Here is a 24,031-nt window from a genome sequence, read left to right as displayed (position 1 = left end):
AAGAGCTGTATTTACACAGCCCTTTTTTTATTTTAGTGATCTAATTCAATAAGTAAATCACCCGTTTGAATCGCATCACCATCGTTAACATATACTTTCTTCACTTTACCATTGAACGGCGCTTGAACTGTCGTTTCCATTTTCATCGCTTCTGTAATTGCCATAGAATCGCCTTTTTTCACTTCATCGCCTTCTTTTACAACTACTTTAATTACCGTTCCTGGCATCGTTGCACTAATATGATTTGGATTCTCACGGTTTCCTTTCACACGTTGTGCAACTGTTGCTTTTACACTCTCGTCTTTCACGATAATTTCACGTGGTTGACCGTTAAATTCCAAGTAAAGGACACGATTTCCATCCGGCTGAGGTTCTCCAATTGATACTAGTTTAACCATCAATGTTTTACCCTGTTCAATTTCTACATCAATTTCTTCACCTAGTCTCATACCATAGAAGAACGTCGGTGTATCAAGTACAGATACATTTCCATAAAGCTCAGCAACTTTTTCATAATCCATAAATACTTTTGGATATAAAGCATATGCAACTACATCAAAAATCGTTACTTCGCGTCCAAGTTTATGGAATAATTCTTCTTTTAATGCTTCGAAATCTACTGTCTCTAGTAATTCACCTGGTCTTACTGTTAACGGCTCTTTCCCTTTTAAAATAATCTTTTGTAATTCTTTCGGGAAACCACCGTACGGTTGACCTAAATCACCAGAGAACATTTCAACAACAGACCCTGGGAAGTCCAACGCATGCCCACGCTCTAAAACATCTTGTTCTGTCAGATGGTTTTGAACCATAAATAATGCCATATCCCCAACAACTTTTGATGATGGCGTTACTTTTACAATATCTCCAAACATGTCATTCACACGGCGGTACATTACTTTCACTTCATCGAAGCGATCTCCTAAACCAACCGCCTTCGCTTGTTGCTGAAGATTACTATACTGCCCACCCGGCATTTCATGCATATATACCTCTGTATGAGGCGCATTCATACCACTTTCAAACGGTGCATAGTATTTGCGTACATCTTCCCAATAATGAGATAGTTTTTCTAAAGAATCTATATTAACATCTGGTTGTCTTTCGTTTCCACCTAATGCATAGTATAGCGTGTTCGCACTTGGTTGTGACGTTTGACCAGCCATAGAACTCACTGCTACATCGACGATATCAACACCCGCTTCAATTGCCTTCGTATACGTTAATATACCATTTCCACTCGTATCGTGCGTGTGCAGATGAATTGGAATCGACACTGTCTCTTTTAATGCAGAAACTAAATCATATGCTGCATTTGGTTTTAGTAAGCCCGCCATATCTTTAATACCTAAAATGTGAGCTCCTGATGCTTCTAACTCTTTTGCTAAATTTTTATAGTAATTTAAATCATATTTACTACGCAGTGGATCATGAATATCCCCTGTGTAACACATTGTTGCTTCTGCAATTTTACCAGTGTCTCGTACAGCGTCAATTGCAACTCTCATGCCTTCCACCCAGTTTAAGCTATCAAAAATACGGAATACATCAATGCCTGCTTGAGCAGAACATTCCACAAATTTTTGAATTAAATTATCTGGATAGTTTTTGTATCCAACTGCGTTTGAAGAACGAAGTAACATTTGGAATAACACGTTCGGCATTTTTTCACGAAGATCTAGTAATCGTTCCCATGGATCTTCTTTTAAGAAACGATACGCAACGTCAAACGTTGCACCGCCCCACATTTCCGCTGAGAATAGGTTCGGTAACATTCTCGCTGTTGGCTCCGCAATTTGATGTAAATCTTTTGTACGAATACGAGTTGCAAGTAATGACTGGTGTGCATCACGGAATGTTGTATCCGTTAAAAGTACACGTTTTTGATCCTGTACCCATTTTACTAATCCCTCCGCTCCACGCTCGTCCAAAATTTGTTTCGTTCCATTTTGGATTGGCTCTGAATGTTTTAAACATGGAATACGAGCATCTGGGAATATTGGTTTTTCTTTTTTACCTACTCCTGGGAAACCATTTACTGTTACTGTACCAATGTAATTTAACATTTTCGTTCCACGGTCTTTACGTTTCGGGAACAAGAACAATTCAGGTGACGCATCGATAAATGAAGTATCATATTCTCCTGATAAGAAGTTTTTATGTTTTACTACATTCTCTAGGAATGGAATATTTGTTTTAATACCACGAATACGGAATTCTTTTAAGTTACGTTCCATTTTTGCAGCAGCTTGCTCAAAAGTAAGTGCCCAAGTTGTAACTTTTACAAGTAAAGAATCGTAGTACGGTGTAATAACTGCGCCTTGGAAGCTATTTCCTGTATCAAGACGTACACCAAAACCACCGCCTGATCGATACGCCATAATTTTTCCTGTATCCGGCATAAAATTATTTAGCGGATCTTCAGTTGTTACACGAGATTGAATTGCAAATCCATGTACAACTACTTCCTCTTGCTTCGGAACACCTACCATTTTGCTATGTAATGAATGTCCATCAGCTATTAAAATTTGTGATTGAACAATATCTACTCCCGTAATCATTTCTGTAATCGTATGTTCTACTTGAACACGTGGATTTACTTCAATAAAGTAAAACTCATCATCTTTTACAAGGAATTCTACTGTTCCTGCATTTAAATAATTTACATTTTTCGTTAACTTCACAGCAGCATCACAAATACGCTGACGCAGATCATCTGAAAGTGATACACTCGGTGCAATTTCTACAACTTTTTGATGACGACGTTGTACAGAACAGTCACGCTCGTATAAATGAACAACATTGCCTTCTTCATCTGCTAAAATTTGTACTTCTATATGTTTAGGTTTTTCAACGAATTTTTCGACGTAAACTTCATCATTACCAAAGGCTGCTTTCGCTTCTGATTTCGCTCGATTATATGATTCTCCTAATTCCTCACTAGTACGCACAATACGCATACCACGACCGCCACCCCCAAGGGATGCTTTAATAATAATCGGGTAATCATACTTTTCAGCAAATTTTTCGACTTCTTCTAATGAATTTACTGGACCATCACTACCAGGTATAACTGGAATTTGTGCTAGCTGCGCTTGTGTTCTTGCTTTCACTTTATCTCCAAACATATCTAAATGCTTACTTTTCGGACCGATAAAGATAATTCCTTCTTCTTCACAACGTTTAGCGAATTGAATATTTTCTGACAAGAAACCATATCCAGGGTGGATTGCATCTACATGATTACTTTTTGCAATCTCAATAATGCCTTCAATATCTAGATAAGCATCAATTGGTTTTTTTCCTTCCCCAACTAAATAGGACTCATCGGCTTTATAGCGATGATAAGAACCACTATCCTCTTTAGAATAGATTGCAACTGTTTTTAATCCAAGTTCCGAACAAGCTCGAAACACACGAATTGCAATCTCTCCACGGTTAGCTACCAATACTTTTTGAATACGTTGCAGCTTTGTCATGATTTTCCCCCTCTACTTTCCTACCACTCTAGAGATAAAATATATACACACCTTAAAAAGCGTGAAGTTCTTCACTTTCCACATTATATTATACTTAGAAAGCTTCACTTTATTTTTATCCATCATACCTTATTTTTTAACAAATGATAAGTTTTCTGTGCAATTTGTTTCACAAAAATAGTATAGCATACCTCTTCCTTTTCTAACAACTTAATTGTATATCACATTTGAGTTAATGTGATATATCTTTTAACTGAAAGAAAAATTAATACATCCTATTTAAAACAATTTAAAAATAAAAAACACATTATGCTCTAAAGCATAATGTGTTTTTATTTTACAACTACAAGATGTGGTCCATTTTGTTCTCTTTCTTTCATTAGACCATTCTGTTGTTTCTCTTGTCGTTTCACGTGACTAGCAATATTAAGTAGTATTCCCATTGCAAGTAGATTAGCTATTAAGGAACTTCCACCATAACTAATAAATGGTAAAGGCACTCCCGTAAGCGGTATTAATCCAGACATACCACCAACATTAACAAAAGTTTGTACTCCTATTAAACTTGCAATTCCGATTGCAATTAAACTTCCAAAAGGATCGTTACATTTTTGAGCAATCCTGAATGAACGAATAATAATAAGTAGCAAGCAAATTAAAATAATAGCTACACCAATAAAACCTAATTCTTCAGATATAATAGCCATAATAAAATCTGTTTGCGGTTCTGGTAAATACCCATATTTTTGCACACTATTTCCTAATCCTCGACCATTTAGCCCTCCTGAAGCAATTCCAATAAAAGAATTTACTAATTGGAATCCATCATTCTGAGGATCATTGAATGGATCAAGAAAAACTGAAAAACGTGCCTTTTGATATCCACTTAATTTATAATTAGCCAAAAAATATAGAGCTGGAATCCATACTATAGAAGTTAAAACAATTCGTTTAATCCATAAATTAATCCTTACTCCTGAACAAAGAAACATAATCCCTACTGTTCCTGCAATTAACAAATCGGTACCTAAATCATTTTGCTTTAAAATTAAAAACATTGCCATTCCAACAAATCCAAGTGTAAGTCCCGACCCTTTAAAAACAGGTGTATTTGTTTCTTGTCTCCTTGCAAAAAAGCGAGCTAATATAATAATAATCGATAGTTTAACAAATTCAGCGGGCTGTATACCTAATATCCAACCTTTTGCACCATTTATTTCCTTACCAAAAATCAAGGCTGCTGCTAGTAAAGCAATACTCCCTAGCCCCATCGCGGATAAAATTATTCGTTTCCTCCAAAACTTATAAGGTAACGAAGCTACAATTACTAACAATACCGTTCCAATAGCTAAAGTTATTAATTGTTTTTTAAAAAAGTAATTTGCCGGCCAGTTATGCCTCGAAATCGCAACAATGGAACTAGAACTATATACCATTATTACTCCCAGCACACATAAGATAACAAGAGGAAGTAATAATGAATAATCCATTGATTTCCATACTTTTTTCATTTCATTTCCTCTTTCTGTTTCAATTTAATTATTGTTGTATTCCATATGTACATTGATTCTTCCTGCTTTATTATACAAATAAAAAGCTCAAACTAATTTAGTTTGAGCCCCCTTATTTGAACCCGTTATTGTTGTTTGTTTGTAAATGCTTCATGAAGTGCAGATAACTCACGTTCGAGCTCACCTAACATTGCTTTCCCTTGTTCTTCTGCAATAAGACCAAGGCGAACTGCAAAATCGACCTCGCGGGATAGTCCAAACATTTGTGTGTCTAACACTTCTTCATATAATGGACATTGCGGCATTGTAAGATGGTCCATTTGCACCTTAATAAGTCTTAAAATCTTCTCTGCATCCGCTTGTAGAAGGGCTAGTGCCTTTTCCTGATGATTTGCTACTGTCTCAGACGCCAAATTGATTCCCTCCGTTTCCGTCCTACTCTCCTCTATCCTATCTATTAATATTAGCGATAGTTTTAATAAATTGCAATAGAAACATTTTTTGTGACAACAGTGTCTAATACTATTATACTGAAAAGTGGGAGTATAACACAAATGGGGGAACAACAATGAGCGAAATTTTATTTATTAACGGAAAAGTACGTTTTCCAATCACTATTGATCCAACTGTTTGGATCTTTGATGATCGAAAAGTAGATTTGACAACTTACTTTGATGAAACTAGAGAAAACACGTCTGAACTAGAAACTTATTTAAAAAACACTTCAGAACATTGGGATCGCGAAATCCGTGATGGCGCCGCTTTTCCTCCAATACAACAAAGTGTGAAGAAATATAAAAAAGAACAGCTGATTACTGGAACATTTGGTATACCATTTCATCCATTCCTTGCTAACGCTGAAATTTTAGAGGACGCTACGCAAGTTGAAATTGAAACGGTAGATCATACAATGACACTTCCATTAGAAACTGCCAAAAATGCTATACTAGGCTTTTCAAAAGAAGGAAAACCATTAAAAGAAGACGGGCCTGTTCATCTCTATTTCAATGATGGATCTAATCAACAAAATCCAATCCGTAACATCCGTAAATTTACAATTATTTAAAGAAAAGGAGTGAGCTTAAGCTCACTCCTTTTTACAATAAATCTGCTGCTAGTTGAGCTAAATTAGATCGCTCCCCTTTAACAAACTTCACATGACCACTAATACGCTGTTCTTTAAACTTCTCTACAACATACGTTAAGCCATTATTATATTCATCTAAATATGGGTGATCAATTTGCTGAGGATCTCCCATCAATACAATCTTACTCTTTTCCCCTACCCTAGTTAATATCGTCTTCACTTCATGCTTTGTTAAATTTTGTGCTTCGTCAATGATAATGAACTGATCTGGAATACTTCTCCCACGTATATAAGTAAGGGCTTCTACTTCAATCGAACCCATTCCAGCTAAAATAGCATCTAACTCTCCTGGCTTTTTCGTATTAAATAAATACTCTAGGTTATCAAAAATTGGCTGCATCCATGGTCTTAATTTTTCTTCTTTTTCTCCTGGTAAATAACCGATATCTTTTCCGACTGGAACAATTGGTCTTGCCACAAGTAATTTTTTATATAACCCTAAGTCTTCTGTTTGCATAAGTCCCGAAGCTAACGCAAGTAACGTTTTTCCTGTGCCGGCTTTCCCCGTTAACGTTACAAGCGGAATATCTTCACGAAGCAACAATTCTAATCCCATAATTTGCTGCACGTTTCGTGGTCGTATCCCCCACACTTGTTCATTGTGAAAAATAAGTTTCTTTACCTTCTTCCCTAAGTGATCCACAATGCCAAGCGCAGAACTAGAGCCCCCTAATGCATCTTTCATTACTACAAATTGATTTGGGTAAAAAGGATGATTCGCAATTTCAGATAGAGGCAATTCACCTTTCTCATAAAAATAATCCAATTGTTCTTTTGATATATATCCTTCTAAAAAACCAGAATATATATTTTCTACTTCAATTACGCGATCACTTAAATAATCTTCAGCCTTCAAACCAATTGCATCAGCTTTTACCCTTACGAGTACATCTTTACTTACTAAAATAACAGACTTCCCGTCCTCTTTTTCCTGTTCTTCTAAAGATAGATTTTTTGCTACAGCTAAAATTCGATTATCATTTGTTTTTTCTACAAAAATATCTTGTAGTTGCACAAATGAACGATGGTTCAATTCAATACGAAATGTTCCGCCGTTTTCTAGCGGGATACTTTCATGCAGCTTTCCTATTTCACGAAATTTATCTATTAACTTAGATACATAACGAGCGTTTCTTCCTACTTCATCCATATAACGTTTTTTCGAATCAACCTCTTCTAATACAACTGCTGGAATCACTACTTCATTGGTTTCAAATGAAAAAATAGATAAAGGATCCTGCAAAAGTACATTCGTATCTAACACATAAATTTTATCCAACCTGTTACCCCCTGACTCCACTTTTAAATTTGTAGAACAAGGGTTTCATCCATAAAATATGGACGAACCATTGTTATAATTATATGTACCGTGTAAACGAGGTAGAATCGAAAATCATAGTCATTAAACCTTTTATTTATTCTTTATTCATTTCTATTCAATATATTACTTTTTATTATAATTATTAACGTTAAATCACAATAACCGACTACAAAAGTGAATAAACGAATTTCTTATTTAGCATCTTTATAATTCTCTTATCCCTACTAACACTTCGTTATCCAGCTTTTTCGCTGCCCGAAGATCATATGTTTTTTCATATGTTGGTTCAATTGCAAGTTTTGCTCCATAAAACATAACATCACGCACTTCTTGCACCTTTACTTCTATTACAGTTAATTTTAGAGAAATACCTTCCATTCTATCTGTCAAAATTTCACCTGCACCACTTATAGAAAATACGGATTCATTCGCCATTATAGTCAATACCACACCTGTATTATGACGTATATTTTCCACAATACGTGAACGTTGATCTACTGCAAATCGAATACTAGTTTCACTCACTGCATACACCCAAGAAATAGCACTTACGTTAGGAACTTGTTTTTCGAAATCTGTCGTTGCTATCATAACAATACACTCTTTACGCAACGTTTGTACTAAATCCTCTGTTAAGGTAGGCTCTACTACATTCGCCATATTTTCACCTCCAAATATACTTGGTATATCCTTATCATAACTTATTTTTCGAATTGCGAAAATATTATTTTTTCCCACTATTATTCAAAAACATTATACTTCCATGATATACTTATACTGATAGAATTCGTATTGAGGTGACGAAATGAGAGTCAAATGTATGATTTGTGATAAAAAAGATATGTTAGATGATGAAAATCCTATGGCAAAAAAACTGCGTAATCGCCCTATTCATACATATATGTGCATGGAATGTTCGGAACGAATTGCAGAGCGTACAATGGAACGTCATGCAAGTGGTAATTTCCGATTATATCGTGATAAAAAAATCGAAGATGATTGGTAAAATGTAAATAAGTCCTTACTCATATAGATAAGGACTTATTTATATTTTTCTGGTTCACGATTCATCTGATCCAAAAAACAATCAATGGCTTCTAACGGAAACCTTGCAGATTTCCGTTCTCCATTTATTTCATATGTAATTAAATACATTTCCTCGTTCTTTTCGACTTCCACATTTCTTAATTTATGTTCTTCATATACCATATTTTGAAATAACAAATATGTTTCTTTTGCAGCACTATCATCTGGACGTGCTTCCGCAACTGTTTTAATTGTTAACCAATTATATAGTGCATCTTGTACTGAACGCATGAAAACTCCCCTTTCTTATCCTGCTTTTTGTTGTTTCGCTTGACGCAAACGCAGTCTATAAATTCCAAGTACAATTGCCGCTACAACAAGTCCTTCTCCAACAGGTAAAAACACAGCAAAAAAGGTTAATACTGTGCATCCAATTGCTAATGATATGTATATCACAATATTTTTTAGTACAGACAACTTTCTAGCAAACCCTAAATTATAAACGAGAGCACTTAATATAATAATCGTCCCATAAAGTAACCACATTCCTAACTCTGGATTTTCATCTACCTTACACAATTTTGCAAAAAAAGACATCCTTTCTAACACACTCTTCCCCCCTAGCAGTAAAATGCAATTTTCTTTATACACTTAATACAAGAGTAACTCGCAAAAAAAATACTGTCCACAAAAAAGAGTAAATATTCTAAAAAATAAACAAAATAAAAAAACAACGCCCTTTATAAAGGGCGTTGTTTTTTTATTTTTACGCTTCAACAGATTTCTTTTTCTTAGCAGCTCTTTCGCGCTCACTCTTATCAAGAATCTTTTTACGTAGACGAATTGATTCTGGAGTTACTTCACAGAACTCGTCATCGTTTAAGTACTCTAATGATTCTTCTAAAGTCATTAGGCGTGGTTTCTTCATTGTTGAAGTTTGATCTTTCGTCGCAGAACGAATGTTAGTTTGTTGTTTCATTTTCACAACGTTAACTGTTAAGTCGTTCTCACGAGTGTGTTCTCCGACAATCATACCAGCATATACTTCTGTACCTGGTTCAACGAAGATTACACCACGGTCTTCAACTTGCATAATACCGTATTGTGATGCTTTTCCTGTTTCAAGTGAAACTAGAACACCTTGGCGACGTCCACCAACTTGTCCAGCGTGTACTGGTTGGTAGCAATCGAATGTATGGTTTAAAATACCATAACCACGAGTTAATGTTAAGAATTCTGTTGTGTAACCAATTAAACCACGTGCTGGAACCATGAAAGTAAGGCGAACTTGACCGTTTCCGTTATTCACCATATCTAACATTTCACCTTTACGTGCACCCATAGATTCCATAATAGAACCAGTGTATTCTTCAGGTACATCGATTTGTACGCGCTCTACAGGCTCACATCTTACGCCATCAACTTCTTTAATGATTACTTCTGGCTTAGATACTTGTAATTCATAACCTTCACGACGCATGTTTTCAATTAAGATAGATAAATGTAGTTCCCCACGTCCAGATACGATCCACGCATCAGGAGAATCTGTATTATCTACACGTAAACTTACATCTGTTTCTAATTGTGAACGAAGACGCTCTTCAATTTTACGAGATGTAATGTATTTACCTTCACGACCTGCAAATGGGCTGTTATTTACAAGGAACGTCATTTGTAGTGTTGGCTCATCAATACGTAATAATGGTAACGCATCTTGATGTTCAACTGGACATACTGTTTCACCTACGTTAATGTCTTCCATACCAGAAACGGCTACTAAGTCCCCTGCTTTTGCTTCTTCAATTTCTTGACGTTTTAATCCCATGTAACCGAATAATTTCGTTACGCGGAATTGCTTCACGCTTCCGTCTACTTTCATTAAAGCAACTTGTTGTCCAACCTTCATTGTACCGCGGAATACGCGACCAACTCCAATACGTCCAACGTAGTCGTTGTAATCAAGAAGTGCTACTTGGAATTGAAGTGGCTCTTCGCTGTTATCAATTGGTGCTGGAATATGTTCGATAATTGTATCGAATAATGATTTCATATTCTCTTCTTGATTTGCTGGATTTGAATCTAAGCTTGCTGTTCCGTTCATTGCTGATGCAAATACAACTGGGAACTCTAATTGATCTTCGTTTGCACCAAGCTCAATGAATAAGTCGATTACTTCATCAACTACTTCATCTGGACGAGCGAAGTCACGGTCAATTTTGTTTACAACTACGATTGGAGTTAAGTTTTGCTCAAGAGCTTTCTTTAAAACAAATCGTGTTTGTGGCATACAACCTTCATATGCATCAACAACAAGTAAAACACCATCAACCATTTTCATGATACGTTCTACTTCTCCACCGAAGTCAGCGTGACCAGGTGTATCTAAAATGTTAATTCTTTTATCTTCATAGTGAATCGCTGTATTTTTCGCTAAAATTGTAATACCGCGTTCTCTTTCTAGATCATTTGAATCCATTGCGCGTTCTTCAACGTGTTCGTTCGCACGGAAAGTCCCCGCTTGACGTAATAACTGGTCAACAAGTGTTGTTTTACCATGGTCAACGTGGGCAATAATTGCTATATTACGTAAATCTTGTCGTTTTTTCAACATGTCCAACTCCTAATGTCTTTTTAATCCTTCTCTATTATAAGAGCGAAGGGGATACAATAGCAATTAAAATAAAAGCAAGAATGAAAATATAGTTGTATTCTTACTTTTGTGAAAGTAAAATGAGATTGGAGGGTGAAGAAATGGAACACATTCAATATCGCTTTTTATTAACTGCAATTATCGGTGTTATTTTCTTAATCGGTATCGGCATTATGATTGCTGAAAATAGTCCAATCGGTATTATTATTTGCATTATCGGCACATTTGTTACAGTTGGATACGGTTTTGTAACAAAAAGAAAAATGCGCAAATCACAATAACGCTAAAAAGTAAGAAGCTTATACACAGCCTCTTACTTTTTTTGTTGCTCTCATATAAACGATAACACTTCTTCATACACTCCTGGTTTTGCAACTAACACACTGCTCTTCTCTATGATAGAAAGTGGCGCTCCAGAGAATGTCGTCACCTTACCTCCAACTTCTTCTACAATTATCTGCCCTCCGCCAAAATCCCAAGGTGATAATCTCGGCGTTACATATGCATCTATTCTTCCTGTTGCAACGTATACCATCTCTAACGCTGCACAGCCATATGACCTTGTGCCCCTTGCTTTCTTAACAAGTGCCATCATACTTTCCATATTAAGCAATGGATTATCTGTAAGCCATATCGCATTTAAAGCTACAATACCTTGCTCTACAGTTCCTTTTTCCAATGGAGGAATTGATATATCATTACAAAAAGCTCCAGATCCCTTGACTGCATGATATAGTTCATCATGCACTGGATCATATATAAGTCCAATCTTTCCGATACCGTTCTCATAAATCCCAATTGAAATCGCAAAATTTCTTTTTTGATGAACAAAGTTCATCGTGCCGTCAATTGGATCAATTAACCAAACAACCCCGTCAGAAGACGTTAACTCGTCTCCATAACCCTCTTCTCCTAAAATATTATGATTCGGGAATGTTTCTTTAATTTTCCCAATTAAAAACTGTTCTATCTCTCGGTCCATATTTGTAACTAAGTCAGCTGCATTTGATTTTGTTTCTATAATAAGTGCTTTTTTCATTGATGCCATTAAATGCTCTCCTGCATCCCGAATCCACCGTTTGGCGTGTGCATCGATGTCTTTCCATACTTCTTGCATGTTTAAACACTCCGATCTATACTGTTCACAGAAAAAACGAACCCTTTATAAGGTTCGCACCAACTAATTTTTTATACATATACTATTATTACGCTTCTAAACGAATCATTTCAAGTCTTAGCACTTCTAACTTTTGTACACACTCTTCTTTTTTCTGGTTATCATCTTCCATCATCGCATCATATAAAGTTGCTAATTCATAATCTAGCTCCAAACGTAGCACCGGTATTCTCTTTTCAGCATCTGTTCTCTTTAACGCATTAATCACCTGTCTCATATTATTTGCCTCCTCCCAATATTCGTCTGCCCTCGGACTAGAATTAATTCAATTTTCTGATTTTTTGTTTTATACTATACTATGTTGGATAAATCATCTATGCAACAAAATTATATTTTTTTATTTAAATTTTTTTGTGCTGTTTTTTTTATGAATAGTACAAGCTATGCTAAAATAAAAGCAAAATAGGAGTTGGAGGAACAATCATGACAATACAAACATTCAAGTCAACTGATTTTGATGTCTTTACAGTTGATGGTCTCGAAGAACGAATGAGTGCAATTAAAACGAACATTCATCCTAAGCTAGAAGCTTTAGGGGAACAATTTGCAGAATACTTATCCAAACAAACTGATGAGAACTTTTTTTATCATGTTGCAAAACACGCACGCCGCAAAGTCAATCCACCAAACGATACTTGGGTTGCTTTTTCAACAAATAAACGAGGATATAAAATGCTACCGCATTTCCAAATCGGCTTATGGGGTACTCATGCCTTCATATACTTTGGTTTAATCTATGAGTGTCCACAAAAAGTTGAGACGGCTCATGCCTTCTTAGAACATTTAAATGATTTAAAAACAAATATTCCAAATGACTTCGTTTGGTCCATTGACCATACTAAACCAAGTGTGAAATTACATAAAACACTTGAAACCGAAGACTTACAAAAGATGATTGAACGATTAGCTACTGTAAAAAAAGCAGAATTATTAGTTGGTATTCATATATCACCAGAGGAGTTTTCAGCAATGACCAACGAACAATTCCTTGCTAAGATTGAATCTACGATGCAATCACTCCTTCCTTTATATGCACTTTGTAATCGATAGTAGAAAACGGACAATTTATATTGTCCGTTTTTAGTTGTTATCACATTATATCACTTCAGTTTTTATTTTTCAAAATATTTTTTACATTTTTACAAGCTTTTGTTCTTCGACTTCTTTTGCCTTTTGAATAGCACGATATATAGAGTATCCACTTACTTCTTGAAATTCTTTATCAATTTTCTTTTCTTCTGCTTTCGATGGAACAATCTCTTTAAAACGACGATATAAACCCATTAACTCTTCTCTTATAATTCCTTTTTCATAGGCTTTCTCAATCGCTTCATAAAACTTCACCATTGTAACCATTTCCTCATTTGACCAATCATAATCTAACGGATATTGATATTCCATTTCGCACCTCATTTATCATTTCTTCTTGTTTCATTATGCTATCTTAAAGAGAATATTTTATTCTTCATTATAGCCACTCTGCATTATACACTATTTATTCATTTTAATGGAATTGTCTTCCTCTATTCATTAGTTGAGGCTAACTATTAAACATACTCCCCTTAAAAAGATTTTTTTCTATACATCTATAATTATTGGTGATATAATGCTTTTGTTTTATAGAAAATAAAGTGAAGCTACCATCTCAAAAACGATTTTTTGAATGGCAGAAAAACAAGCCTTATTCTAAAAAGGGCTACACTTTTTTAGAGCAGGATTATATAAAACAAATTACACTAAATATTATGAAGAAGAAGGGGTGTATAGATTGTCCCAATACGAAACACCATTGTTTACCGCTTTAGTTGAGCACAGTAAGCGAAATCCAATTCAATTCCATATTCCTGGTCATAAAAAAGGACAGGGCATGGATCCTACATTTCGCGAATTTATTGGGCATAATGCATTAGCAATTGATTTAATTAATATTGCGCCACTCGATGATTTACATCATCCAAAAGGTATGATTAAAGAAGCACAAGATTTAGCAGCAGCCGCATTCGGTGCAGATCATACTTTCTTTTCTATTCAAGGTACAAGTGGCGCTATTATGACAATGGTGATGAGCGTTTGCGGTCCTGGTGACAAAATCCTAGTACCACGAAACGTGCATAAATCAGTAATGTCAGCTATTATTTTCTCAGGTGCAAAACCGATTTTCATGCATCCTGAAATCGATCCGAAGCTCGGTATTTCTCATGGAATCACAATTCAATCTGTCAAAAAAGCACTTGAAGAGCACTCAGATGCAAAGGGCTTACTTGTTATTAACCCAACGTACTTTGGGTTTGCTGCAGACTTAGAACAGATTGTACAATTAGCACATTCTTATGACATCCCTGTACTAGTCGACGAGGCTCATGGTGTTCATATTCATTTTCACGATGAATTACCTATGTCAGCGATGCAAGCTGGTGCGGATATGGCAGCAACAAGTGTTCACAAATTAGGAGGCTCTTTAACTCAAAGTTCTATTCTTAATGTGAAAGAAGGCTTAGTGAATGTAAAGCATGTCCAATCTATTATTAGCATGCTTACAACTACATCAACTTCTTACATCTTGTTAGCATCCCTTGATGTTGCGAGAAAACGTCTTGCTACAGAAGGAACAGCACTCATAGAACAAACAATACAATTAGCTGAGCATGTTCGTGATGCTATAAATTCTATTGAGCATCTTTACTGTCCTGGAAAAGAAATGTTAGGTACAGATGCTACCTTTAACTATGATCCTACAAAGATAATTGTATCTGTAAAAGATTTAGGTATTACCGGCCACCAAGCTGAAGTATGGCTTAGAGAGCAATATAACATTGAAGTAGAACTCTCAGATCTATACAACATACTATGTCTTATCACTTTGGGAGATACAGAAAGTGATACAAATACACTTATTGCAGCATTACAAGATTTAGCAGCAACATTTAGAAATAGGGCAGATAAAGGTGTTCAAGTACAAGTAGAGATTCCAGAAATTCCAGTGTTAGCACTTTCTCCTCGAGATGCTTTTTATTCGGAAACAGAAGTCATTCCATTTGAAAATGCAGCGGGTCGTATTATAGCTGATTTTGTTATGGTTTATCCGCCAGGGATTCCAATCTTTACTCCGGGGGAAATTATTACACAAGAAAACTTAGAGTATATTCGTAAAAACTTAGAAGCAGGTTTACCTGTACAAGGTCCTGAAGATATGACATTACAAACATTACGTGTTATTAAAGAGTACAAGCCTATCAGTTGATAGGCTTTTTTTTCACCTTTTTTCCTTTTCTTCATACGATACTTAAGAATGTAACGTATAGGTGGGGATACTATTATGATTGTAATAGGCCGTTCTATTGTACATCCTTATATTACAAATGAATATGAGCCATTTGCAGCAGAGAAACAACAAATTTTATCAATAATGGCAGGAAATCAAGAAGTTTATTCCTTCCGAACAGCTGATGAACTCAGCTTTGATCTCAATTTACGAGTTAATATTATTATCTCTGCACTAGAGCTTTTTCAAAGTGGATTTCAGTTTCGTACATTTCAACAATCCTTTTGCAACCCCCAGTATTGGAAAAGAACGTCTCTTGGGGGATTCGAGCTTCTTCCAAACATACCACCTTCTATTGCCATACAGGATATTTTCAAAAACGGAAAACTATATGGAACTGAATGCGCAACCGCTATGATCATTATTTTTTATAAAGCTTTACTATCATTGTATGAGGAAGAAACTTTCAATCGTCTATTTGCAAACCTTTTACTTTATACATGGGACTACGACCAAGATCTAAGGCTCATAACAAAAAACGGTGGCGATCTTGTTCCAGGTGACCTCGTTTACTTTAAAAACCCACAAGTAAATCCAGCTACGATTGAATGGCAAGGAGAAAATACAATCTATTTAGGAAATTTCTTTTTTTACGGGCATGGCGTAGGTGTAAAAACAAAAGAAGAAATTATTTATTCATTAAATGAACGACGAGTCCCTTACGCTTTTATTTCAGCTTTCTTGACCGATACTATTACCCGTATCGATAGTCGTATAATGAGCCAATACGCTTCTTCTAGTACACCACAGACCTCCATAAGCTTTATTCCGATTAGGGATGATGCAATCGTTGCAACAGTTGGTCATACAACTACAATTTATTAAAAAAGCGCCTACACATGTAGGCGCTTTTTCTTATTATTAAGCTTTTGTATGTTCTTTATGGTCACATTCGCAATGAGATCCACATTTCCCGTATAGTACTGTTGATTTTTCATCTTCAAAATGTCCAATTGTTCCTTCACATACTTGGCATACGATTGTTCCCATTTTCATTTCCCCCTGAGTTTCAATAGTAATCTATTTATTTATCATTAAGCTTTCGCATTATCTTTTCTAGCACAGTCACAATTTGTTCCGCATTTTCCGTAAAGTACCGTCGTTTTCTCATCTTCAAAATGTCCGATTGTTCCTTCACATACTTGGCATACGATTGTTCCCATTTTTCATTTCCCCCTAAGTTTATGGTCCTAAAAACTTTTAGCTGTCCATTTCCTATCAATTATTGGGCTTTTGTATGCTCTGTGTGATCACATCCGCAAGATCCACATTTCCCGTAAAGTACCGTTACTTTCTCATCTTCGAAGTGTGCAATTGTACCTTCACAATCTTGACATACGATTGTTCCCATTTTTCATTTCCCCCTAAGTTTATAATCCCAAAAACTTTTTGTAACCGCTTAACTTTCTGTCTTTATTTTAATATGTTATACTTTTTACGTCAATAGGTTTTTAGTATAACACATTAAATATTTTCAATTTAAATTAGTATGCGATATTCAAATGAAAAAACAGCCATATTTATAAGTACGACTGTTTCACATTAATTATTCTTCATATTCCGCATGTAAAGAAGTTGACGGAACTAGAAATTTGAAAAACTGAGCTAACTCCTTTGCTTCCTCTTCTGATCCTAATTTAAAAATCTCCTGTATATATTGAACATTCTCTACATCATCTCGTCCGAGTAAAGTAGACCTTCCTGTTTGCATACAAACAATGAGCGGCTTTCCAAAAAACATATTTGTATAAATAACACCAAAATCATAACGTGTATCATGTGTCATAAACCCTAAAAATCGTACCTTCACACTTTCATGCTCATCATACAATTTTTCAAACATTGGTTTCCACCTTTCTACATCACGTTTCATTAATAGTATATTAAACAAAACATGTAATACTCCTTTTAATTGTCAAAAAATTCAGTAGGATGTAGAATGATAGTATTCTACTAAGTTAGGGGGAACTTATATGCAACACGCCTTTATTACGCTTGTACCGAAATCCAACCAACAATCAGTTTCAATAGATGATATAAAACAACTTTTTCATTATTATAAAACAGTTACTTCTAAAACTGGTGCCCAAATTAATTACACGTATACAAATACCGCTTTTCCTTATGAAATTTTAGATACATCTACAACAACATTAAAACTTCAATCCAATCACGACCGGTATGACTCAATTTATATTGGTGTTGGTATAGAAAATGAACAATCTTTCATCCAAGTTTCTTTACCACCTAATGCAACATTTGGTGACAAAGGGAAAGCAAATGAATTTTGCCGTTTTTTAGCGAAGAAATTAGAAGGAGAGTTACAATTATTTAATGGAAGAACAATGTATTTTTATAAACGCTAATTTAAAAAATAGATAATATGATTAAAAATAATATACAATTCGAACATGTAAGAAATAATGCTTGCTTTCTTACGTGCAATACAAAATATGCTATTACATAGGCTAAATATAGAAATACGAAAAAAAGAATAACTTTATAATGAAACTTATCACCATTCGATAATGTTAATACAGTGGAAAAGCCACTCCATAGTAGTAAATGATAAAATATAACATGTAATATTTTCATGGAACCTTCTCCTTTGACATGCTCTATTTTATTAATATATGGGGTTACGTTTGAATCAATTACATATTATAGGATGATATATATTACCTTTGAAGTAAGTTAAGCCGGAATCATTTGTTAAAGTATTATATATTCATTCGACAAGTACGTTTAAAGACCTTGCAAGTCATTTGATGAAAATAAAAATAGCCCCTCTCTTACAATAAGAGAAGGGCTATTTACATTACTTAAATTATTTTACAATGTGAATTGGCATTCCAAGAGCAACTTCAGCTGCTTCCATTGTGATTTCACCTAATGTTGGGTGAGCATGGATTGTTTGAGCGATATCTTCAGCTGTCATTCCAGCTTCGATAGCTAAACCAATCTCAGAGATAATATCAGAAGCACCTGCACCTGCAACTTGAGCACCTACAAGAAGACCATCTTCTTTACGTGTTACAAGTTGTAAGAAACCGTCAGTGCTGTTTAATGATAATGCACGACCGTTAGCAGCGAATGGGAACTTAGATACAGTTACAGTCATTCCAGCTTCTTCAGCTTGTTTTTTAGTGTAACCAACAGATGCTAATTCTGGATCAGTGAAGCATACTGCAGGAATTCCGATGTAATCGATAGCTGATGCATGGCCACTAATTGCTTCTACAGCTACTTTACCTTCGTAAGAAGCTTTGTGAGCTAATGGTGGTCCAGGAACGATATCACCGATTGCATAGATGTTTGGTACATTTGTACGACATTGCTCATCGATTTCGATGATGCCACGGTCAGTCATTTTAACTCCAACTTGCTCAAGACCGATTTCTTGAGTGTTTGGACGACGACCTACAGTTACTAATACGTAATCTGCTTCTACAGTTTGGATTTCACCTTTAACTTCAAAGCTAACTTTTACGCCAGTTTCTGTTTCTTCAACGCCTTTAGCCATAGCTTTTGTATGGATATTTACGTTACCTTTTTTCTGTAGAGCACGTTTAACAACAGAGCTCATAGCTTTTTCGAAACCAGCTAAGATTTCGTCGCCAGCTTCTACTACAGTAACTTCTGTACCGAAGTTAGCATATGCAGTACCTAATTCCATACCGATGTAACCGCCGCCGATTACAACAAGTTTTTTAGGAATTTCAGGTAAGCTTAAAGCACCTGTAGAGTTGATAACACGTTTAGAGTATTTGAATCCTGGAATTTCGATTGGTGTAGAACCAGTTGCAAGAACAGCATTTTTAAACGTATAAGTTTGAGCTGCATCTTCAGTCATAACGCGTAATGTATTAGCATCTACGAAGTAAGCTTCACCGCGAATGATTTCAACTTTGTTACCTTTAAGAAGGCCTTCAACACCGCCAGTTAATTTCTTAACTACGCCGTTTTTCCATTCTTGAACTTTTGTAAAGTCAACTTTTACGTTTTCTGCAGTAATACCCATGTCATCAGAATGCATTGCATTCTCATAACGATGACCTGCATTGATTAACGCTTTTGAAGGAATACATCCAACGTTTAAGCATACGCCACCAAGGTTAGCTTTTTCAATGATTGCTACCTTTTGACCTAATTGTGCTGCACGAATTGCCGCAACGTATCCACCAGGACCTGCACCAACAACGACTGTATCTAATTCAATTGGGAAATCTCCTACTACCATTGTTATTACGCCTCCATTACTAATAATTGTGGGTCATTCAATAGACGTTTAATTTGGTTTAACGCTTTTTGAGCAGTTGCACCGTCAATTAAACGATGGTCAAAGCTTAGAGATAATGCTAATACTGGAGCTGCAACGATCTCACCGTTTTTCACAACTGGTTTTTCAGCGATACGGCCGATACCAAGGATTGCTACTTCTGGGTGGTTGATAACTGGAGTGAACCATTGTCCACCTGCAGAACCAATGTTTGTAATTGTGCAAGAAGCACCTTTCATTTCAGCTGGAGCTAGACGACCTTCACGTGCTTTACCAGCAAGATCATTGATCTCGTTAGAGATTGTGAAGATAGACTTACGATCTGTATCTTTAACAACTGGTACTAATAGACCTTTGTCTGTATCAGCTGCGATACCGATATTGAAGTAATGTTTATGAACTACTTCTTGAGATGCATCGTCTAAAGAAGTGTTTAACATTGGGTATTCACGTAATGCAGATGTTAAAGCTTTAACAACGTACGGAAGGTAAGTTAATTTAATACCTTTGTCAGCTGCTACTGCTTTGAACTTCTTACGGTGAGCAACAAGTTCTGTTACATCTACTTCGTCCATTAATGTTACGTGAGGAGCTGTGTGTTTAGAGTTAACCATTGCTTTCGCAATCGCTTTACGGATACCACTCATTTTCTCACGAGTTTCTGGATATTCACCAGCTGGGATTGGTTGTGCTTTTGGTGCTTCTTCTTTCGCTGCTGCTGGAGTAGCTTCTACTGCTGCTGGAGCCTCAGTTGCTGCTACAGTTTGTCCACCATTTGCAAATGCATCGATGTCAGCTTTTACGATACGGCCATTCTTACCAGTACCAGCTACTTTATGAATGTCTACACCTTTTTCACGAGCGTATTTACGAACAGATGGCATAGCGATTACGCGCTCATTTACTACTTCTGCAGTTGCTGCTGGAGTAGCTTCCGCTGCTGGAGCTTCTACTGCTGCTTCTTCAGCTTTTGGAGCTTCATCATGATCGTCACCTTTAAATTTAAGGTTTTCGTATCCAGGAGCATCAAATTTAATTAATGTATCTCCTACGATTGCAACTGTTCCTTCTTCTACAAGTACTTCAAGTACTTTACCTTTAACAGGAGAAGGGATTTCTACTACTGCTTTATCATTTTGTACTTCAAGAAGTACATCGTCTTCGTTTACTTCATCGCCTGGTTTAATAAACCATTTTACGATTTCACCTTCGTGGATACCTTCACCGATATCTGGTAGTTTAAATTCAAATGCCACGGAATTCAGCCCCCTGATTCATTTCATTATTATGGAATATGTACAAAAGAAACCAGCATGTGCTGATTTCTTTTGCACATGAAAAGCTAAAAATTAGAAGTTCATTACTTTGTTTACAGCTTCAACAATATCTTTGTGGTTTGGTAACCATACGCTCTCTGCTTGAGAGAATGGGAATACTGTATCAGCAGCTGCAACACGTACAACTGGAGCTTCTAAGTTTAAGATTGCACGGTCGTTAATTTCCGCTACAACGTTAGCTGCAATACCAGCTTGTTTTTGAGCTTCTTGAACTACAACTACGCGACCTGTTTTTTCAACAGAAGCGATGATTGTTTCGATATCTAATGGTTGAACTGTACGTAAGTCAACAACCTCTAAAGAGATACCTTCTTTTTCAAGTTCTTCAGCAGCTTTTAATGCAGCGTGAACCATAGCACCGTAAGCGATAACAGATACATCTGTACCTTCACGTTTGATATCAGCTTTACCTAAATCAATTGTGTAATCACCTTCTGGTACCTCTTGACGGAATGAACGGTACAATTTCATATGCTCTAAGTAGATAACTGGATCGTTGTCACGAATCGCAGAGATTAAAAGACCTTTAGCATCGTATGGAGTAGATGGAATAACAACTTTTAGACCAGGTTGTTGAGCCACTAATCCTTCTAAGCTATCAGCATGAAGTTCAGGAGTATGAACACCACCACCGAATGGAGAACGAACTGTTACTGGAGCAGTCCAACGTCCACCAGAACGGTAACGCATACGAGCTAATTGACCAGAAATTGAATCCATTACTTCATAAACGAAACCGAAGAATTGGATTTCTGGAACTGGACGGAATCCTTCAAGTGCAAGACCAACTGCAAGTCCACCAATACCAGACTCTGCAAGTGGAGTATCCATTACACGATCTTCACCAAATTCAGCTTGTAAACCTTCAGTAGCACGGAATACACCGCCGTTTACACCAACGTCTTCACCAAATACAAGTACGTTAGGGTCATTTTTCATTTCAACGCGTAAAGCATCAGTGATTGCTTGAATCATTGTCATTTGAGCCATGGCTTACTTCGACTCCTTTTCTTTGTAGATTTCATATTGTTCAGCTAAGTTGTAAGGCATTTTTTCGTACATGATTTCCATTAAATCAGTCACTTTTTGTTTTGGAGCTTGGTCAGCCTTAGCAATTGCTTGTTTGATATCTTCTTTTGCTTCTTCGATTACTGTCTCTTCAACTTCTTGAGACCATAGGCCTTTAGCTTCTAAGAACTTACGGAAGCGTACGATTGGGTCTTTTTGTTCCCATTCGTTTTCGATATCTTTTGTACGGTAACGAGTTGGGTCATCACCAGCCATTGTATGTGGACCGTAACGGAATGTTAAAGTCTCGATTAAAGTAGGGCCTTCGCCATTTACTGCGCGCTCACGAGCGAAAGCAGTTGCTGCGTATACAGCTAATGGATCCATACCGTCTACTTGAATTCCGTAAATACCTGCTGCTACTGCTTTTTGTGCTACAGTTTTAGCTGCAGATTGCTTTTCTACTGGAGTAGAGATTGCATAACGGTTGTTTTGAACAACGAAGATTGCTGGAGCTTTGAATGCACCTGCAAAGTTCATACCTTCGTAGAAGTCACCTTGTGAAGCACCACCGTCACCAGTGTAAGTAATTGCAACAGATTTTTTACCACGTAGTTTCATACCTAACGCAACACCAGCAGTTTGGATGATTTGCGCACCGATAATGATCTGTGGAGCTAATGCATTTACATTCTCAGGCATTTGGTTACCCATGAAGTGTCCACGAGAGAATAAGAATGCTTGGTATAATGGTAATCCGTGCCATACTAATTGTGGTACATCACGGTATCCTGGTAAGATGAAGTCTTCTGCTTCAAGTGCGAAATGACTTGCTAATTGAGAAGCTTCTTGTCCAGCTGTAGGTGCGTAGAAACCTAAACGTCCTTGACGGTTTAAAGAAATAGAACGTTGATCTAATACGCGAGTATACACCATACGACGCATTAATTCTTTTAATTGATCATCAGATAATTCAGGCATAGCTGCTTCATTCACAACTTCACCGTTTTCATTTAAAATTTGTAATGTTTCAAATTGAGCTGCGATAGCTTTCATTTGCTCATCAACATTAAATAGGGTCTTTTTTGTTTTAGTACCCATTCCGTTCACCTCTTCCTCTCTTGAACCATATTCTGAAACGCTTTCACTGGCTATTTTCCAGTTTAAAAAGCGCAACGATGTAAACCAACATGTTTGTATGTCGGTTGAGAATAATTTTGTGTACCTAACAATCTGTACTAATGTTTTTTCAGAAACATATTAATACAATCTTGATCACGTTTTTTAGTTTACAACTATTCTAATTACGATGTCAATTACTTTGAATACGTTTTTTTATAAATAATATGCAGGTTTCTACTACACAAACATGTTTTTATTTTTTACATCTGTATTAGTAAGCATTGACCTACTGTTATATTATTCCCTTTTTCACTTATTTTTTCTCTTAGAATAATATGTAAACGATTTAATTCTCTTTAGTTTTTCTCTCTTCATAACAAAAATATACAAACTACTCTTCCTTTTTTAGGTAAATACCTATACATTTCTACCCTCTCTTCCATACATTATAGTAACCGCAGTATTAGCGGGAAATGATAAAGGAGGTCATCTCATGTACGGATACTCATATTGCTATCCAACTTGTTCATATCCTTCCTACGGTTATGGCGGTTCTTGTGGCGGGTCTGGACGCGGCTTCGCCTTAATCGTTGTGTTGTTTATTCTTTTAATTATCGTTGGTGCTGCTTGCATTCGCTAATTGTAAAACGAA

General features: G+C 36.1%; 28 protein-coding genes. 8 read left to right on the top strand and 20 right to left on the bottom strand.

The features are described from left to right. Window positions 1-32: 32 nt before the first annotated feature. The 3 genes from pyc to M1D66_RS07710 form a co-directional block, all read right to left on the bottom strand. Entirely contained in the window at window positions 33-3,479 is a 3,447-nt protein-coding gene (pyc, locus tag M1D66_RS07720) for a pyruvate carboxylase (protein WP_242555093.1), read from the bottom strand. Window positions 3,480-3,811: 332 nt separating this feature from the next. Further along, entirely contained in the window at window positions 3,812-4,990 is a 1,179-nt protein-coding gene (locus M1D66_RS07715; RefSeq protein WP_000758412.1) for an FtsW/RodA/SpoVE family cell cycle protein, read from the bottom strand. Between the two features lie 125 nt (window positions 4,991-5,115). Beyond that, window positions 5,116-5,403 (bottom strand): Fpa/YlaN family protein, encoded by a 288-nt coding sequence (locus M1D66_RS07710; protein WP_000135694.1) that lies wholly within the window; start codon window positions 5,401-5,403, stop codon window positions 5,116-5,118. 155 nt (window positions 5,404-5,558) lie between these two features. Here M1D66_RS07710 and M1D66_RS07705 point away from each other — a divergent pair, with 155 nt between their 5' ends. Further along, window positions 5,559-6,056 (top strand): molybdopterin-binding protein, encoded by a 498-nt coding sequence (locus M1D66_RS07705; RefSeq protein ID WP_086386189.1) that lies wholly within the window; start codon window positions 5,559-5,561, stop codon window positions 6,054-6,056. A 31-nt stretch (window positions 6,057-6,087) separates the two neighbouring features. Here M1D66_RS07705 and M1D66_RS07700 read toward each other — a convergent pair whose 3' ends face one another. Next, window positions 6,088-7,416, bottom strand: a complete 1,329-nt coding sequence (locus M1D66_RS07700; protein ID WP_000358083.1) for a PhoH family protein — start codon at window positions 7,414-7,416, stop codon at window positions 6,088-6,090. A 246-nt stretch (window positions 7,417-7,662) separates the two neighbouring features. Next, window positions 7,663-8,118: a pyridoxamine 5'-phosphate oxidase family protein gene (locus tag M1D66_RS07695; RefSeq protein ID WP_000024593.1), complete on the bottom strand. Its 456-nt coding sequence runs from the start codon at window positions 8,116-8,118 to the stop codon at window positions 7,663-7,665. Between the two features lie 145 nt (window positions 8,119-8,263). On the opposite strand from M1D66_RS07695, the gene M1D66_RS07690 reads away from it, so the two are divergent. After that, the gene (locus M1D66_RS07690) at window positions 8,264-8,464 is read left to right on the top strand and encodes a YlaI family protein (RefSeq protein WP_002082250.1); all 201 of its coding nucleotides are present in this window, start codon (window positions 8,264-8,266) and stop codon (window positions 8,462-8,464) included. Window positions 8,465-8,499: 35 nt separating this feature from the next. On the opposite strand, the gene M1D66_RS07685 is transcribed toward M1D66_RS07690, so the two are convergent. From M1D66_RS07685 to typA, 3 genes are all read right to left on the bottom strand, one after another. Next, a complete protein-coding gene (locus tag M1D66_RS07685; protein WP_001258151.1) occupies window positions 8,500-8,775 on the bottom strand; it encodes a hypothetical protein in 276 nt (91 codons plus the stop codon). Window positions 8,776-8,790: 15 nt separating this feature from the next. Then, window positions 8,791-9,093 carry a YlaH-like family protein gene (locus M1D66_RS07680; protein WP_000893662.1) on the bottom strand — a complete coding sequence of 101 codons (303 nt, stop codon included), beginning with the start codon at window positions 9,091-9,093 and terminating at the stop codon, window positions 8,791-8,793. 157 nt (window positions 9,094-9,250) lie between these two features. Then, window positions 9,251-11,095: a translational GTPase TypA gene (gene typA / locus M1D66_RS07675; RefSeq protein WP_000914762.1), complete on the bottom strand. Its 1,845-nt coding sequence runs from the start codon at window positions 11,093-11,095 to the stop codon at window positions 9,251-9,253. A gap of 140 nt (window positions 11,096-11,235) precedes the next feature. Here typA and M1D66_RS07670 point away from each other — a divergent pair, with 140 nt between their 5' ends. Further along, window positions 11,236-11,415, top strand: a complete 180-nt coding sequence (locus M1D66_RS07670) for a DUF5325 family protein (protein WP_000400127.1) — start codon at window positions 11,236-11,238, stop codon at window positions 11,413-11,415. 50 nt (window positions 11,416-11,465) lie between these two features. On the opposite strand, the gene M1D66_RS07665 is transcribed toward M1D66_RS07670, so the two are convergent. Both M1D66_RS07665 and M1D66_RS07660 read right to left on the bottom strand, forming a co-directional pair. After that, window positions 11,466-12,251, bottom strand: coding sequence for an inositol monophosphatase family protein (locus M1D66_RS07665; RefSeq protein WP_086386188.1), 786 nt, complete (start codon window positions 12,249-12,251; stop codon window positions 11,466-11,468). An 88-nt stretch (window positions 12,252-12,339) separates the two neighbouring features. Continuing rightward, window positions 12,340-12,528 carry a hypothetical protein gene (locus M1D66_RS07660; RefSeq protein ID WP_001250165.1) on the bottom strand — a complete coding sequence of 63 codons (189 nt, stop codon included), beginning with the start codon at window positions 12,526-12,528 and terminating at the stop codon, window positions 12,340-12,342. Window positions 12,529-12,734: 206 nt separating this feature from the next. Between M1D66_RS07660 and M1D66_RS07655 the strand changes: the two genes are divergently transcribed. Beyond that, entirely contained in the window at window positions 12,735-13,361 is a 627-nt protein-coding gene (locus M1D66_RS07655) for a YktB family protein (protein ID WP_000155317.1), read from the top strand. Window positions 13,362-13,442: 81 nt separating this feature from the next. On the opposite strand, the gene M1D66_RS07650 is transcribed toward M1D66_RS07655, so the two are convergent. After that, window positions 13,443-13,712: a UPF0223 family protein gene (locus M1D66_RS07650; protein WP_242555092.1), complete on the bottom strand. Its 270-nt coding sequence runs from the start codon at window positions 13,710-13,712 to the stop codon at window positions 13,443-13,445. 367 nt (window positions 13,713-14,079) lie between these two features. Here M1D66_RS07650 and speA point away from each other — a divergent pair, with 367 nt between their 5' ends. Further along, window positions 14,080-15,552: an arginine decarboxylase gene (speA, locus tag M1D66_RS07645; RefSeq protein WP_000084899.1), complete on the top strand. Its 1,473-nt coding sequence runs from the start codon at window positions 14,080-14,082 to the stop codon at window positions 15,550-15,552. 75 nt (window positions 15,553-15,627) lie between these two features. Then, window positions 15,628-16,458 carry a protein-glutamine gamma-glutamyltransferase gene (locus tag M1D66_RS07640; RefSeq protein ID WP_000635337.1) on the top strand — a complete coding sequence of 277 codons (831 nt, stop codon included), beginning with the start codon at window positions 15,628-15,630 and terminating at the stop codon, window positions 16,456-16,458. A 36-nt stretch (window positions 16,459-16,494) separates the two neighbouring features. Here the strand turns inward: M1D66_RS07640 and M1D66_RS07635 are convergent, their stop codons facing one another. The 4 genes from M1D66_RS07635 to M1D66_RS07620 form a co-directional block, all read right to left on the bottom strand. Then, on the bottom strand, window positions 16,495-16,623 hold the full coding sequence (locus M1D66_RS07635) for a GapA-binding peptide SR1P (RefSeq protein WP_000536796.1): 129 nt from the start codon (window positions 16,621-16,623) through the stop codon (window positions 16,495-16,497). Between the two features lie 44 nt (window positions 16,624-16,667). After that, window positions 16,668-16,796 (bottom strand): GapA-binding peptide SR1P, encoded by a 129-nt coding sequence (locus M1D66_RS07630; RefSeq protein WP_000536803.1) that lies wholly within the window; start codon window positions 16,794-16,796, stop codon window positions 16,668-16,670. Between the two features lie 59 nt (window positions 16,797-16,855). Next, window positions 16,856-16,984 (bottom strand): GapA-binding peptide SR1P, encoded by a 129-nt coding sequence (locus M1D66_RS07625; protein WP_000536778.1) that lies wholly within the window; start codon window positions 16,982-16,984, stop codon window positions 16,856-16,858. Between the two features lie 195 nt (window positions 16,985-17,179). After that, window positions 17,180-17,476, bottom strand: a complete 297-nt coding sequence (locus M1D66_RS07620; protein ID WP_000462038.1) for a DUF3055 domain-containing protein — start codon at window positions 17,474-17,476, stop codon at window positions 17,180-17,182. A gap of 130 nt (window positions 17,477-17,606) precedes the next feature. Between M1D66_RS07620 and M1D66_RS07615 the strand changes: the two genes are divergently transcribed. Further along, window positions 17,607-17,999, top strand: a complete 393-nt coding sequence (locus M1D66_RS07615) for a DUF1885 family protein (RefSeq protein ID WP_001163299.1) — start codon at window positions 17,607-17,609, stop codon at window positions 17,997-17,999. A gap of 1 nt (window position 18,000) precedes the next feature. Here M1D66_RS07615 and M1D66_RS07610 read toward each other — a convergent pair whose 3' ends face one another. From M1D66_RS07610 to pdhA, 5 genes are all read right to left on the bottom strand, one after another. Further along, complete coding sequence (locus M1D66_RS07610; RefSeq protein WP_000697469.1) at window positions 18,001-18,228, bottom strand: hypothetical protein; 228 nt, start codon at window positions 18,226-18,228, stop codon at window positions 18,001-18,003. Between the two features lie 232 nt (window positions 18,229-18,460). Beyond that, a complete protein-coding gene (gene lpdA, locus M1D66_RS07605; RefSeq protein ID WP_000260104.1) occupies window positions 18,461-19,873 on the bottom strand; it encodes a dihydrolipoyl dehydrogenase in 1,413 nt (470 codons plus the stop codon). Between the two features lie 5 nt (window positions 19,874-19,878). Then, complete coding sequence (pdhC, locus tag M1D66_RS07600; protein WP_000863419.1) at window positions 19,879-21,168, bottom strand: pyruvate dehydrogenase complex dihydrolipoyllysine-residue acetyltransferase; 1,290 nt, start codon at window positions 21,166-21,168, stop codon at window positions 19,879-19,881. A 93-nt stretch (window positions 21,169-21,261) separates the two neighbouring features. Beyond that, entirely contained in the window at window positions 21,262-22,239 is a 978-nt protein-coding gene (gene pdhB / locus M1D66_RS07595; protein ID WP_000068168.1) for a pyruvate dehydrogenase complex E1 component subunit beta, read from the bottom strand. A gap of 3 nt (window positions 22,240-22,242) precedes the next feature. Then, the gene (gene pdhA / locus M1D66_RS07590) at window positions 22,243-23,358 is read right to left on the bottom strand and encodes a pyruvate dehydrogenase E1 component subunit alpha (protein ID WP_000536895.1); all 1,116 of its coding nucleotides are present in this window, start codon (window positions 23,356-23,358) and stop codon (window positions 22,243-22,245) included. Between the two features lie 514 nt (window positions 23,359-23,872). Between pdhA and M1D66_RS07585 the strand changes: the two genes are divergently transcribed. Next, entirely contained in the window at window positions 23,873-24,019 is a 147-nt protein-coding gene (locus M1D66_RS07585) for a YjcZ family sporulation protein (RefSeq protein WP_000274562.1), read from the top strand. The last annotated feature ends 12 nt before the right edge of the window (window positions 24,020-24,031 follow it).

This window comes from Bacillus sp. PK6-16, from assembly GCF_056530295.1.
The sequence above is the reverse complement of the archived record's forward strand: the minus strand, read 5'-3'. Positions and strand labels throughout refer to the sequence as shown.

Excerpts from the sequence above, each read along its gene's own strand:
- M1D66_RS07625 (WP_000536778.1), bottom strand. The coding sequence starts at position 16,984 with ATGGGAACAATCGTATGTCAAGATTGTGAAGGTACAATTGCACACTTC.
- M1D66_RS07585 (WP_000274562.1), top strand. The coding sequence starts at position 23,873 with ATGTACGGATACTCATATTGCTATCCAACTTGTTCATATCCTTCCTAC.
- pyc (WP_242555093.1), bottom strand. The coding sequence starts at position 3,479 with ATGACAAAGCTGCAACGTATTCAAAAAGTATTGGTAGCTAACCGTGGA.
- M1D66_RS07635 (WP_000536796.1), bottom strand. The coding sequence starts at position 16,623 with ATGGGAACAATCGTATGCCAAGTATGTGAAGGAACAATTGGACATTTT.
- M1D66_RS07660 (WP_001250165.1), bottom strand. The coding sequence starts at position 12,528 with ATGAGACAGGTGATTAATGCGTTAAAGAGAACAGATGCTGAAAAGAGA.
- M1D66_RS07705 (WP_086386189.1), top strand. The coding sequence starts at position 5,559 with ATGAGCGAAATTTTATTTATTAACGGAAAAGTACGTTTTCCAATCACT.
- M1D66_RS07695 (WP_000024593.1), bottom strand. The coding sequence starts at position 8,118 with ATGGCGAATGTAGTAGAGCCTACCTTAACAGAGGATTTAGTACAAACG.
- M1D66_RS07665 (WP_086386188.1), bottom strand. The coding sequence starts at position 12,251 with ATGCAAGAAGTATGGAAAGACATCGATGCACACGCCAAACGGTGGATT.
- pdhA (WP_000536895.1), bottom strand. The coding sequence starts at position 23,358 with ATGGGTACTAAAACAAAAAAGACCCTATTTAATGTTGATGAGCAAATG.
- M1D66_RS07685 (WP_001258151.1), bottom strand. The coding sequence starts at position 8,775 with ATGCGTTCAGTACAAGATGCACTATATAATTGGTTAACAATTAAAACA.
- lpdA (WP_000260104.1), bottom strand. The coding sequence starts at position 19,873 with ATGGTAGTAGGAGATTTCCCAATTGAATTAGATACAGTCGTTGTTGGT.
- M1D66_RS07655 (WP_000155317.1), top strand. The coding sequence starts at position 12,735 with ATGACAATACAAACATTCAAGTCAACTGATTTTGATGTCTTTACAGTT.
- M1D66_RS07615 (WP_001163299.1), top strand. The coding sequence starts at position 17,607 with ATGCAACACGCCTTTATTACGCTTGTACCGAAATCCAACCAACAATCA.
- M1D66_RS07690 (WP_002082250.1), top strand. The coding sequence starts at position 8,264 with ATGAGAGTCAAATGTATGATTTGTGATAAAAAAGATATGTTAGATGAT.
- M1D66_RS07715 (WP_000758412.1), bottom strand. The coding sequence starts at position 4,990 with ATGAAAAAAGTATGGAAATCAATGGATTATTCATTATTACTTCCTCTT.
- M1D66_RS07630 (WP_000536803.1), bottom strand. The coding sequence starts at position 16,796 with ATGGGAACAATCGTATGCCAAGTATGTGAAGGAACAATCGGACATTTT.
- typA (WP_000914762.1), bottom strand. The coding sequence starts at position 11,095 with ATGTTGAAAAAACGACAAGATTTACGTAATATAGCAATTATTGCCCAC.
- M1D66_RS07650 (WP_242555092.1), bottom strand. The coding sequence starts at position 13,712 with ATGGAATATCAATATCCGTTAGATTATGATTGGTCAAATGAGGAAATG.
- M1D66_RS07670 (WP_000400127.1), top strand. The coding sequence starts at position 11,236 with ATGGAACACATTCAATATCGCTTTTTATTAACTGCAATTATCGGTGTT.
- M1D66_RS07640 (WP_000635337.1), top strand. The coding sequence starts at position 15,628 with ATGATTGTAATAGGCCGTTCTATTGTACATCCTTATATTACAAATGAA.
- M1D66_RS07620 (WP_000462038.1), bottom strand. The coding sequence starts at position 17,476 with ATGTTTGAAAAATTGTATGATGAGCATGAAAGTGTGAAGGTACGATTT.
- M1D66_RS07610 (WP_000697469.1), bottom strand. The coding sequence starts at position 18,228 with ATGAAAATATTACATGTTATATTTTATCATTTACTACTATGGAGTGGC.
- pdhB (WP_000068168.1), bottom strand. The coding sequence starts at position 22,239 with ATGGCTCAAATGACAATGATTCAAGCAATCACTGATGCTTTACGCGTT.